The sequence below is a fragment of the Alkalihalobacillus bogoriensis ATCC BAA-922 genome (assembly GCF_000621445.1).
In the GTDB taxonomy this organism is placed as follows: domain Bacteria; phylum Bacillota; class Bacilli; order Bacillales; family Bacillaceae_F; genus Bacillus_AO; species Bacillus_AO bogoriense.
The window spans coordinates 69,005-81,763 of the sequence record NZ_JHYI01000019.1 but is presented as its reverse complement, the minus strand read 5'-3'; the positions used below and the strand labels follow the sequence as shown (position 1 = coordinate 81,763).

Genomic DNA, 12,759 nt, shown 5'->3' with positions numbered 1-12,759 from the left:
AAAAAATAAAAAGCTATAAACGCTCTTTGGCAACCATTCGAAAAAAAACTTTTTCTGCTTCTTCAAACAACGACTTCACTTGAATAAACGAGTGATAATGATCTGGTGTTTGTAATATAAACGCTAATCGTTCACCTATATTAAAAGGTGTATACGGCAAATCAATAATGTCTTTTTCTACATTGGTTAGTGTTGCTACAGGTTTTTCATTTGTCCAGTATACAGTGGTGATTAAAAGCGCAATCATTTCAATCATAGGTGCTTTTGCTTTTTTTCTGTCACGTTGTTGAAAATGAACATCAATGCCTTGAATTTGCTCCTTATAATGCTCGAATAAGGGGGGCACGTTTTTTTTACGCTCCCTCCACGGTGTATCTTGATATTCTTGTAAATAAAAAAGCATATCATAATAAAAATAACAGGAGATTACACTTTCAAGCATTGTTTTTTTCTGCATCGTAAAGTGCTCATCTTTTTCATAAAAAGGTGTTCGTTGAAATGGAATTGGCACTTTCATTTCGCTCATCATCATTTCCCCCGACTTTTCATTCGTTTTTGCCCTTCTCGGCATATATCAAGCAAAGGACAAATTTCGCATTGTGGAGATTGTGCTTTACAATGGTAGCGCCCGAAAAAGATAAATTGATGGTGCGCATCTGACCATTTTTCTTTCGGTATTTTTTTCATTAATGTTTCTTCCACTTGTTTTACATTATCTTTCCATCGGCAAATTCCTAATCGCTTTGACACTCTTTCTACATGTGTGTCCACAGCAATTGCAGGAACACCAAAAGCGACTGACACAACGACGTTCGCTGTTTTACGCCCGACACCCGCTAGTTTTGTTAATTCGTCACGGTCCTGCGGGAGAACACCACCATATTCTTCTAGCAGTGCTTGACAAAGCTTTTTAATATTTTTCGCTTTATTTCGGAATAAACCGATTGAGCGCAAATCTTGTTCTAGCTCTTCTAGAGGAACGGCAATATAATCTTCTGGGGTTTTATACTTACTAAACAGTTTCGGTGTTACTTTATTAACTAATGCATCTGTGCATTGAGCTGAAAGCAATACAGCGATTACGAGTTCAAATGGATTACTATGTGTTAATTCGCATTCCGCATCAGGAAACATTTCATCCATTTTTTCTAATACATACGATATTTGAGCTTTCGTTAACATACAATCTCTTCCTTTCTTACTTGGCAAACGAAAAAAAGGGTGAATAATAAGGTCCGAAAAACCTTATGAAGACACCCTTTCATTTGTCTCATCTTTTTGTACGATTATTTCTCTAACCAATTAAAGGTCGGAAATTTTTCTGTAGTAGGACGTTTCGTATCGATTCTTTGTTTTTGTTGCACTTTGCGAAACTTTTCTCCATATGCTTTCGCTTCTTGTACGGTCCGAACTTGATTTTTTTGCCATTCAAATAATATCCTGTCAATATACCGAAAGTTTAATTTTCCAGATACAACGGCTTCCCGTAACGCTGCAATAATCAACTCAGGTGAATGCTGATCATGGTCAATCCACATCGACAATGTTTCACATTCCATAGGAGATAAAGGTCGACTGAACTCTTGCTCATAAATGGAATAAACATTTAATTCTGTTTCTTCTTTTTTAGCCTCTTCCTGTTGACCTTGTTCTTCAGAAAGTAAATAAAATAGCTGTTCCCATAAAGGTTCTAATGAATAATATTCAGAAAATACACCATTTTCATTGTTTTCCTCAATTGTAAGAAAACCACGCATTAATAGTTGCCGGAGCAATTGTGAACATTGTAACGACGATAGCGTCATTCGCTTTGCTAAATCTTCTGGTGTTGGAAAAGAAAATCCTTCTTCTATATAAGAATGTACATGGATTAATAAAACGAGTTCTTCTTCATTAATTCCTAGCTCTGCATAATGTTGCAATAAAACTTTGGATACCGAGACATGTCCCATCGTCATCCAACGCAACAACAATTGTTTCTTCATTTTGCTACACCTCACTCTCCTATTGTACCATGAAAAGAACAAGGAGACACGACAGAGATGGATTAAATTCGACATTGGTAAACCAATGCTTTTCCGATAGGACATTTGTTCACTCGCTTTCCAAATATATCCACAGGTGAATCACCTTCAGCTTTCTAGTAAACGTGTTTTTTGTGAACACTAATAATATAGCCGTTTACACCCCACTCGCATTCCTGTTAAGCAAACTGCTACTTCTGCACAGCTTGAGTACTATAGATTTGTGTACACAGAAAAAAGCTGTCGGATTTTCTCGACAGCTTTTCTAGTATGTTATGGATATAATCGATTTAATAATCTTGGGAAAGGAATCGTCTCACGGACATGTTCTGATCCACATAACCATGCGACTGTTCGTTCTAAACCAAGTCCAAACCCTGAATGTGGAACAGATCCGTATTGACGTAAATGTAAGTACCATTCATAAGCCGTCTTATCAAGGCCATGCTCATTAATTCGCTGCTCAAGTAATGCAGCATCATGAATTCGTTCTGAACCACCAATGATTTCACCATATCCTTCTGGTGCTATTAAATCTGCACATAACACAACATCTGGATTTTCTTTAGATGGCTGCATGTAAAACGGTTTTAATGAAGTTGGCCAGTGGGTAATGAACACTGGCTTGTCGAAGCTGTCCGCAATCGCCGTCTCATGAGGAGAACCAAAATCTTCGCCCCACTTAATATCGTCAAAGCCTTTTTCATGTAAAAACTGAATCGCGTCATCATAAGTGATTCGAGGAAACGGCGCTTTGATTTGTTCTAATTTTGAGGTGTCTCTGCCTAATGTTTTTAACTCAAGTGAACAATGGGTAAGAACGGATTGGACAATATGTGCAACATATTGCTCTTGCACTTGTAAATTATCTTCAAATTCATAAAAGGCCATCTCTGGTTCAATCATCCAAAATTCGATTAAATGACGGCGTGTTTTCGATTTTTCCGCTCGGAACGTTGGCCCAAATGAAAACACTTTCCCTAATGCCATTGCAGCAGCTTCCATATAAAGTTGGCCACTTTGTGATAAATAGGCATCTTCATCAAAATATTTCGTATGGAATAGTTCTGTCGTTCCTTCAGGTGCACTTCCTGTTAAAATTGGTGGATCAACTTTAACAAATCCCTCTTTATTAAAAAATTCATATGTCGCTCGAATAATTTCATTACGAACTTTCATTGTTGCATGTTGTTTTTTTGAGCGTAACCATAAATGACGATGGTCCATTAAAAACTCTGTACCATGCTCTTTCGGTGTTATTGGATAGTCAACGGACTCATGAATGACCTCAATATTTGTTACCGTTAATTCATATCCAGAAGGAGCACGCTCATCTTCTCTAACAATTCCTGTTACATATAGAGATGATTCCTGTGTTATGTTTTTTGCTTTTAAAAAAATGGATTCCTCTACTTCTGCTTTGACAACAACACCTTGAATAAAGCCTGTCCCATCACGAAGTTGTAAAAACGCAATTTTCCCGCTTGATCGTTTATTTGCAATCCAAGCTCCAATGGTTACTTCTTTTTCAACAAATTGACCTACATTTGCAATTGTTGTTTTCACATTTTTCCCTCCAAAAACAGTTCTTCTATGTATACCAACCTTCATTATACCTTTCATTCGGACATGACGCAATTTTTGACAAGAATAAGCTTTCAACGCTTCACTGCTAGACCAAAATTTTTATGCTCCCTCATTTGTCTCATTTTTCCGGTCAGAGCAGCTGTTATTTGTGAACATGATACGGGTTTCCGTTTTTTAGCGGCCACAGGAGCGCTTATTCACGCAAAAACTAAAAAAATGGTGTAGAAAGAGGCAAACCTCCATTCTACACCATTATTGCATTATTTTGATTTTTTTTGAATAAAACGTTCAATGCGACGAAGTGCTTCTTCAATGGAATCAAGCGATGTAGCATAAGAAAGACGAACATTTTCCGGTGCACCGAAACCTGAACCTGGTACGAGTGCTACTTTTTCTTCTTCAAGTAACGCACTTACCCAATCATCAACAGAATCATATCCGCAAGATGTCGCGGCTTCTTTTGCATTCGGGAATAAATAAAATGCTCCTTTTGGCTTAACGCATGATAATCCTGGAATCGCAACTAATTGCTCATATACTTTATGTAACCGTTCCTCAAACGCTTGTCTCATCTTTTCAACAGAGCCATCATCTTCTGTGTAGGCGGCAATCGTTCCATACTGGGCATTAGACGTTGGATTTGACGTGCTATGACTCGCTAAGTTCGTCATCGCTTTAATAATCTTTTCAGAACCAGCAGCATACCCAATTCTCCAACCTGTCATTGAATGTGATTTAGAAACCCCATTGATAATAATCGTCTGTTCTTTCAATTGAGGAGAAAGCTGTGCGATTGAAAGATGTGTTTCGCCACCGTACACTAGTTTTTCATAAATTTCATCAGATACGATGAGTACATCTTTTTCCACACACACTTCACCTAAGGCACGTAATTCTTCTTCAGAATACATCGAACCAGTTGGGTTACTCGGTGAGTTTAAAATAAATGCTTTCGTTTTCTCTGTAATGACAGAACGTAATTGATCCGGAGTGACTTTAAACTCATTGCTTTCTTTTCCTTCTACATATACAGGAACACCGTCAGCTAGCTTAACTTGTTCGGGATAACTTACCCAATATGGCGTTGGAATGACCACTTCATCGCCCTCATCAAGAATCGCTTGAAATAGCGTATATAACGCGTGTTTTGCACCAGAACAAACAATAATTTCACTCGGTTTATATGTAATGCCTTGATCTTCTTTAAACTTTCCAACAATCGCTTGTTTTAACTTCGGTAAACCGGCTGAAGGAGTATATTTCGTGTGGCCTTCTTCCATTGAACGAACAGCCGCATCGATAATATATTGAGGAGTATTAAAATCGGGCTCCCCTGCTCCTAATCCAATGACATCATGACCTTCTTCTTTTAGTTCTTTTGCTTTGGCTGTTATTGCTAATGTAGATGATGGTGTTAATGTTGAAACACGTTTCGCTAATTTCATTTTATTTCCTCCCCTACTGTATTCATTACTACTATAATCGTTGTGATATTTGGATTCAACCTTTTTTAAAGGATGTTACGTTGTTTCTTTACGCAAACTGTATCGTTTCACAAATGTCCCATCGGAAAACGTCATATAGTAATAAGAATACCGATCTTCCTCATCAATATACGTTATTTCATAAACAGTTCGGTTATTTTCATATCCTAACCTAATTGAAATGATTTTTTTAGGGTCAAGTTCAGATAACGCAAAAGAACGGACTTGCTCTTTTGTAATTCCGTCTGCTGCATTTCGAACAATAATCGAGTCACGGTCTTCTTTGTTTATCCAAACGATAACATTTTCATTTTGTTCATTAACACCTTTTATGACAAAATAACTTTCTGTACCATGGTAAAACTCGACCGTATCTACGATTGTAACATCTGTATTTTCGATTATAAAGTTACTAATTACTTCTTTTTCAGCAACGATTGGTGACCGAATGGTTTGATAAAAATAAGTAGACATACTAACAATAACGACAACGAACAAAACAATACCGAAAAAAACCCATTTTTTCATAGCAACCTCTATGTCCGATAAATCGTAAACACCATTTTTGACCGGTCTTTTTGATCAAGGGCTAAGCCAAACATTAAATCGTCTTCTTTTAACGTTCGATTTAACGCATCGACAATTTTATATACATCAGGTGTTTTCTCAATTTTCACTGTTGAAATTACATCCATTTTTTGTTCCATTTGTTTTTCCTCCACGTAAATATCATCCTTTTTGTTCAAGTTTTTTCTAATCATAACTACACATGTTTCGGTCATACTATAAATAACGCTCAACTAAAGGGAGGTATGAGCGTGACACATTGGATAACTCACTGTTCCACAGCTGAATTATTTCAACATGAAAAACAATGGTACGCTCTTTCTTCTACTCATCGCCCAGAAAAGGAAAAGACATTAGAATGTAATGTTAGGCAAACGTATTTTCCTTCTCTATTGCTCAAAGAAAAATAGCTTAAAAAATATTCTCTGCTCACACCTCGATGAATCCTGTTGCCCGCAGGATTCATTTTTATAATAACCGATTGTATTGTTGATTTAATTCAAATTGGATCTTTTCTTCGTCTATTGTTGTACAAACTTTATCTTTAACAAGCTGTTTTCCTTTAACATACACGTCGTTTACATCACGTCCAGATGCCGCATAAACAAGATGGGAGACAATGTGATTGTTCGGTTGCAAGTGGGGAGCATTAGGACAAATTGTAATAAAATCGGCTTCATATCCACACTTTATTTGCCCGACACCTTGTAGCCCTAACGCTTCGGCACCATTTGTTGTTGCCATTTGTAACGCTTTTCTCGCTGGCAAGACTGTCGAGTTTTGTTGTAGCCCTTTTTGTACTAATATCCCCGTTCTCATTTCTTCAAACAAATCTAAGTGATTATTCGATGCGGCACTATCCGTACCAAACGCTACTGTAATTCCTTTTTCCACCATTGTTGCTACTGGTGCAATTCCTGACCCTAATTTTAAATTGCTCATTGGGTTATAGGATACTGAAACATTATGTTTATGCAATAACTCCATTTCTTCTTCATTGACATGAACCGCATGGGCAACAATTGCTTTCGTTGAAAAAAATCCTAAATCGGCTAAATGGGCTACTGGTCGCTTCCCATATTTTCGTTCATTTTCTTCAACTTCAAACGCCGTTTCTGACATATGGGTATGTAACGGTAAAGAATGACGATGCGCTTCGTTTACGACCATCTCAATAAAATCAGGTGGGCAAGTATAAACGGCATGAGGAGATAACATTGTCGTAATCCTTCCATCACCTGCCCCGCGATACTCCGTTGCAAACTGAACCGCTTCTTGAATTTTGTCCTTTTGCTCAGCAACCGAACATAAACCGATCATCCCTCTTGTCATGACGGAACGCATGCCTGCTTGAACAACTTGCTCGGCCATATCTGCTAGATGAAGATGGTACATATCTAAAAATGTCGTCGTTCCTGACTTCATCATCTCAACCATCGCTAGCGATTGGCTAGCAAGAACAGCTTCTTTTGTAAAGCGAGCTTCTATTGGCCACATTTTATCTTGTAGCCACTGTTCGAGTGGTAAATCATCCGCATGACCTCGAAGCATCGTCATGCCTGTATGGCCATGCGTATTTATAAATCCAGGTAAAACCCATTTTCCTTTTAAATCAATATACGTTGTTTCCGGCTCATCTAAACGAGGAGGACCTTCATTCACTTGGACAATCTTGCCCTTATCATCAACTAAAAAAGACCCTCTCTCCCATATTTCATCATGTTCATTAAGTGTAATAATGACACCGTTATAAAAATATTGCTGATTCATTAAAAAATCTCCTTAAATTAAACGTCTCCGTCTTATTTTATTTCGTGATAATCGACGGAAACTCCTCCTGAGGGTTAACAGTTAACACTTCATAATTTTTCAAGTTAGAACGGATGGATACCGTACCCATTTTATACGTTTGATAAATATCAATCCATGTTTCTTGAAGACGGAAAATGACATCTTGACTTACCGTTTGACCGCGCTTTTGAAACAAAATCGCCACTTGAGGGTCAACTTCTTCTAAAAATAACTGAGACGTTCCTTTATCACTTCCGAAATCAGCAACTTTTAATATGGCTGACTTTAAATGATATTGCTCTGCTAATTGCTCTTCAATTTTTTCATTTGCTACACCCATATATAACGTTTTTAATTCCCCATATGTAAACACAAGTACAAATGAATCATAAGGATCTTCTCCTGAGTATAATACTTCTGTTTCTAATGACGGTAAAAGCTCTTCTTTCACTCCTACATCCCACACCATGATTTTATCGCTTTCAATCCCATACCGTTTTTCAATCGATTCTTTCATTCCAACTGGCACAATGATTTGTTCGACAGGATAATGGTCTAGAAGCCATATTAAGTTTCCACTGTATTCAGGTTCATCATTCACTAATATAAGCGAATTAATCTCTTCTACATGAAACATGTGCAAGCGTTTCGCAAAATCAACTTGGCTTGAGGGGTCACCAGTACCAATGAGAACAGTCCCACCTTCGCCTGATTGAATTAACGTTGCTTCCCCATCTGGGATATCAAAATATGTAAACGCAATTTCATCTTTACTAAGGTTATAATCCACTTCAAATTCAAAGCTTTCCCCTGTTACCGAACTGCTCACTTCCATTGTGGAACAACCATACAATTGCATGGAAAAAAAGCATACAAGCCCTATGAGCACGATGCGCATCGAAGTATCTCCCCTCTATTTATCTCTTGAGGTTAGTTTACGACATTTGCGCATAATATATGATTGATAATATTTTTCCAAATCCTTTTTAGAGCCAGCGTTTACAAATTTCCAACAAAGATTCCATTTCATCTTGATATACAGGAACAGATGGTAGAGACGAAAGAAACGCTCCCCCATATTTCGTTGTGATAACTCGCTTATCGAATACGATGACAACACCTTTATCATGGGAGGTTCGAATTAGTCTCCCAAAACCTTGTTTAAAACGGAGAATCGCTTGTGGTAGCGCCAATTCCATAAAAGCATTTTTCCCCGCTTCTTTTAATCTTTCACTACGAGCGGCCAACACAGGGTCGTCAGGTGGAGAAAACGGGAGCCGCACAATAATAAGGCAGCTTAAATCTTCCCCAGGAATATCGATGCCTTCCCAAAAACTACTTGTTCCAAACAAAATTGCTTTATCATGCTGTTTAAATGCTTTCATTAGTTTTGCTCGACTTCCACTATTCACGCCTTGCCCAATTAAATGAAAGTCCTCATCACTAAGGCGGTCTTTCACTTTCGCATATACTTGTTTTAACATGTCATATGATGTAAATAATATTAACATCCTGCCTTTCGTGACATAAGCGACATCCACAATTTTTTCAATAATCTCCGCTGTAAAGTGAGGCGAAGTGATAGGAGGTACATCCGTTGGAATAAGAAGTTTTGCTTGTGTTTCATAGTGAAAAGGCGATGGAACAATCGTCGTACTTGGCCCAAAGTCTTGTAAGCCGAGTCGCTCAATTAAATAAGAAAACGATTGTTTTACCGTTAGCGTTGCTGACGTTAACACAACACTTTTTTTATGCATAAAAAATTGATCTGCTAATAATTCGCCAATGTCAATCGGTTTACTATAAAGAAAGCTTCCATTTTTTGCACCACGTTCATCGGTTTCCATCCAGTAAACAAGATTTGGATCATATTCTAGCAATAATCGCTCTATTTTTGCTGTTTCTTCTTGCAAGCTTTGGAGCCAACTCTTAAAATCCGTTAATACGCTTCGTTCTTCTATTGTTAACCCATCTTTAATAAGCTCTAGTGGTTTTGCGAGTTTCATTCCGAGTTGTTCCATATTTTGACTATACATTAACATTCGTAATGCCACTTCTGTTATATTTGACCATAATGAACCTGACTCTTCATGTGCCATATAGCGATAACTAATTCGACCGATTTCAGTTTTTCCTACTGCTTGCTTTTCAACAAACGCACGCAACATCCGAAATAACTCGTCAATCTCTTCTTTCACTTGTTGTCCAACTTGAACGAATTGATGTAAGCTCGCTCCATGGTCTAATTCATATTGTTCGGCTACCATGTGAAATCGTTTAACAATTCCTTTCGTTTCCAACGTTCCGAAGCGGTTCCACAAATAAGCAAATGTTACATAATCGGTTTGTTCTCCGAGATGATCACAAGCGACTTCTTCTAAATGATGCGCCTCATCGATAATGACTTGGGAATATGAGGGCAATAATGACTTTTTATGAACTAAATCTGTAAAAAGCAAAGCATGGTTTGTAATGATGATATCTGCTTGTTGGGCATTTCTTCGTGCCGTTTGATAAAAACATCTTGAAAACCAAGGACACCTGTTCCCTAGACATGTTGCAGCATCACTTTTCACTTCATGCCAAAACGCTTTCCCACCAGAGGGCAAATTTAATTCTTCCACATCTCCCGTTGTTGTTTCCGTTAACCAAATTAAAATTTGTCCAATTGACAGAAGCGTATCATAATTATCCTCATCATAAGATCCCTTGACACGTTGTTCAAACTTCCTTAAGCATAAATAATGATTTCGCCCTTTTAATAATGCGACATGGAATGGAAATGGGGTCACATTTTTTAAAAGTGGGATATCACGATCGAGTAATTGTTGTTGAAGGGGTATCGTTTGTGTACTAATAACGACGGGTTTCTGTTCGTTTTTTGCCCAAAATACAGAAGGAAGTAAATAAGCGATTGACTTCCCTGTTCCTGTTCCTGCTTCAATTAGCAAATGCTTAGACTCACTTAAAGCATCATTGACTTCATCCATCATTTCTTGTTGACCTGTTCGCACTTCATAATCTGTAAACACATTAGCTAATTGTCCATCTTGATTCACTAAAGCTTCTTTATATTTTGCAAACGGCATTGGCTCATCTAAAGGCTGTCGTTTCCATTTTTTCTTTTTCCGTATAGCCAACCCTCTATAAATATCAAAATTGTCATCTTCAGTTTGAATTTTCACTTGTTTTTCTTGTAAAATTGGCAAAAGTAAGTGGTCGACATCAGATTGAAGCTTTGTCATAACGGGCTTTAGCTGTTGTAACGTTATTGTAGGAAGTTGCTTTAGTTTATGTAATAACGCTAATAATAAATGGGCAGTCACTTCCGCATCACTATCCGCTTGGTGTGGTCGTTCATGGTTTATGTCGAGCTTTTCAGCTAATTGATTCAGTTTATAGCCATCTTCTTTCGGCAAAAGCAACCTCGCTAATTCTACTGTATCGATGACATACCCTGTAAAAGGATGATGCCCGACATCCTCAAGCTCTTTTTGTAAAAATGACAAGTCAAACCGAACATTATGAGCAACAAAACTTGCTCCTTCTAACATCAACAGCAATTCTTTAGCAACAATATCAAACGTAGGTGCTTGTTTCACCATCTCATCTGTTATCCCAGTTAATTGCTTTATAAATGGAGGTATTTTTTTTAATGGGTTTACATATGTCGCAAACCGTTCGATAATCTCTCCATCCTCAATAAGAACCGCACCAATTTGAATGATACGGTCCACACCAGCAGTTTGTCCTGTTGTTTCTATATCAACTACACAATATCGTTCTGTCATTTGATCACCTCTAGTGGTGTCACTTACGTTAGTTTAATAACGAAGCTTGGCACAATGGGTAGTTGGATAACGTATGATTTGTTCTGTTTGCGACTCGTTGAAGTTCTTCTTTTTCTCCCCATGTACGCAATAACCATAAATAAGAAGTAAGAACATTTACATCATCTGATTGTTCAAGAAGAGTCGTAAACAAATCTTTTGCTTTTTCTCGCTCATCCATTAGTCCAACGTTCCATGCTAACCCATGCCAAACCGCGATATCATCATATCCAAGGGAAAGCAAACGTTCATAGCAATGTATTGCTGCATTATGCATACCAATCCACTCAAAGTCATACGCAAGGGTGAAGAGGATTTCTCTCGTTTCCACTACTTGTAACGCAGTTAACCACGCATTAAATGCTTGTTCTATGTCATGATTTGCTAAATAACAACGACCCATATAATAATATGTTTCCCCGTCATCTGGCATCGCTTTAATCACATCTTCAAAAAAAGCTAGTGCCATCGTTGGTCTAGATTGCAAATAATGACACATTCCTAAATTATACACTACATCGACATTATTAGTAAGAGTTAATGCTTGTTCAAAATGGGCAATGGCCTCTTCGCATTGTTCTTCTTGTACAGCTAAACAACCTAATCCAACATAGGCAAAATGAACAATCGATTCTTCGTGACTATGAAGCAAAAGTAAAAATGTTTCTTTCGCCCCAATCCAATGTTCAGCGTAAAGTTGTGAAAAACCTAAATACAAAAAGATGATTTCATTTGAAGATTGTTTACTCTCTTGTTTAAATTGTTGTACTGCCTCTTCAAACATTCCTAAGTCAAAAAACGAAGTTCCTTTTGATTCATATCGGAACTTTTTCATTTGGTGAAAAAAATCACCGATATCTTTTTCTAATAGTGCTAATTTTTCATCCATTTCAGCCCACTTTGATAACAATCGTTCTCTTCCTTCTTCTAGCGATTGGAAGTGAGCATTTCGTTCTTTTTCAGAAAGGTGTTTCCAATTTGCCTTTACATAATCAAATAACGAATCCCACTTTTGAAATGGTTCCATAAAAAAACCTCCCGCTAGATGATCTATACAAACAGTTTTCATCTAACAGGAGGTGAATATACAATTTACATGACGGTAGAAGCTGGCTCTTTCCCTAACATTTCTACAATTTTATTATTTTCATCCATAATGGCAACAGACGGTTTATAGTTCGCTAAATCATCTTGATGAACCATCGCATAAGAAATAACGATTATGACATCTTGCTCTTGTACACGTCTAGCTGCAGCACCATTCAAACAAAACACACCCGAACCTCTAGGCCCAGCAATAACATACGTTTCAAAGCGTTCCCCATTATTATTATTGACAATTTGAACTTTCTCATTTTCAATAATATCAACGGCTTCCATAATATCTTCATCAATCGTAATACTACCGACGTAATTTAAATTGGCTTCGGTTACACGCGCACGGTGGATTTTAGCTTTCATCATTGTTCGATACAT

Annotated in this window: 13 protein-coding genes; 1 reads left to right on the top strand and 12 read right to left on the bottom strand. The window is 37.5% G+C overall.

The features are described 5' to 3' along the window. Nucleotides 1–13 precede the first annotated feature (13 nt). From T323_RS0109560 to T323_RS26435, 7 genes are all read right to left on the bottom strand, one after another. Nucleotides 14–526, bottom strand: a complete 513-nt coding sequence (locus T323_RS0109560) for a YpoC family protein (protein ID WP_035178334.1) — start codon at nucleotides 524–526, stop codon at nucleotides 14–16. 2 nt (nucleotides 527–528) lie between these two features. After that, the gene (gene nth, locus T323_RS0109555) at nucleotides 529–1,182 is read right to left on the bottom strand and encodes an endonuclease III (protein ID WP_026673084.1); all 654 of its coding nucleotides are present in this window, start codon (nucleotides 1,180–1,182) and stop codon (nucleotides 529–531) included. A 104-nt stretch (nucleotides 1,183–1,286) separates the two neighbouring features. Next, complete coding sequence (locus tag T323_RS0109550) at nucleotides 1,287–1,985, bottom strand: DnaD domain-containing protein (protein ID WP_026673083.1); 699 nt, start codon at nucleotides 1,983–1,985, stop codon at nucleotides 1,287–1,289. 312 nt (nucleotides 1,986–2,297) lie between these two features. Next, nucleotides 2,298–3,590 carry an asparagine--tRNA ligase gene (gene asnS, locus T323_RS0109545; protein WP_026673082.1) on the bottom strand — a complete coding sequence of 431 codons (1,293 nt, stop codon included), beginning with the start codon at nucleotides 3,588–3,590 and terminating at the stop codon, nucleotides 2,298–2,300. A gap of 281 nt (nucleotides 3,591–3,871) precedes the next feature. Further along, entirely contained in the window at nucleotides 3,872–5,056 is a 1,185-nt protein-coding gene (locus T323_RS0109540; protein WP_026673081.1) for a pyridoxal phosphate-dependent aminotransferase, read from the bottom strand. A gap of 75 nt (nucleotides 5,057–5,131) precedes the next feature. After that, entirely contained in the window at nucleotides 5,132–5,623 is a 492-nt protein-coding gene (locus T323_RS0109535) for a cell wall elongation regulator TseB-like domain-containing protein (RefSeq protein ID WP_026673080.1), read from the bottom strand. Between the two features lie 8 nt (nucleotides 5,624–5,631). Continuing rightward, nucleotides 5,632–5,802 carry a YpmA family protein gene (locus T323_RS26435; protein ID WP_084309232.1) on the bottom strand — a complete coding sequence of 57 codons (171 nt, stop codon included), beginning with the start codon at nucleotides 5,800–5,802 and terminating at the stop codon, nucleotides 5,632–5,634. Nucleotides 5,803–5,913: 111 nt separating this feature from the next. Here T323_RS26435 and T323_RS28810 point away from each other — a divergent pair, with 111 nt between their 5' ends. Beyond that, nucleotides 5,914–6,072, top strand: a complete 159-nt coding sequence (locus T323_RS28810) for a hypothetical protein (RefSeq protein ID WP_156942424.1) — start codon at nucleotides 5,914–5,916, stop codon at nucleotides 6,070–6,072. A gap of 58 nt (nucleotides 6,073–6,130) precedes the next feature. On the opposite strand, the gene T323_RS0109520 is transcribed toward T323_RS28810, so the two are convergent. From T323_RS0109520 to panD, 5 genes are all read right to left on the bottom strand, one after another. Then, entirely contained in the window at nucleotides 6,131–7,432 is a 1,302-nt protein-coding gene (locus tag T323_RS0109520) for an amidohydrolase (protein ID WP_026673079.1), read from the bottom strand. A gap of 37 nt (nucleotides 7,433–7,469) precedes the next feature. Beyond that, nucleotides 7,470–8,351 (bottom strand): ComEC/Rec2 family competence protein, encoded by an 882-nt coding sequence (locus T323_RS0109515; RefSeq protein ID WP_026673078.1) that lies wholly within the window; start codon nucleotides 8,349–8,351, stop codon nucleotides 7,470–7,472. Between the two features lie 88 nt (nucleotides 8,352–8,439). Next, nucleotides 8,440–11,244 (bottom strand): ATP-dependent DNA helicase DinG, encoded by a 2,805-nt coding sequence (gene dinG, locus T323_RS0109510; RefSeq protein WP_026673077.1) that lies wholly within the window; start codon nucleotides 11,242–11,244, stop codon nucleotides 8,440–8,442. Nucleotides 11,245–11,272: 28 nt separating this feature from the next. After that, nucleotides 11,273–12,310 carry a tetratricopeptide repeat protein gene (locus tag T323_RS0109505; protein ID WP_026673076.1) on the bottom strand — a complete coding sequence of 346 codons (1,038 nt, stop codon included), beginning with the start codon at nucleotides 12,308–12,310 and terminating at the stop codon, nucleotides 11,273–11,275. Nucleotides 12,311–12,375: 65 nt separating this feature from the next. Beyond that, complete coding sequence (gene panD / locus T323_RS0109500; RefSeq protein ID WP_026673075.1) at nucleotides 12,376–12,759, bottom strand: aspartate 1-decarboxylase; 384 nt, start codon at nucleotides 12,757–12,759, stop codon at nucleotides 12,376–12,378.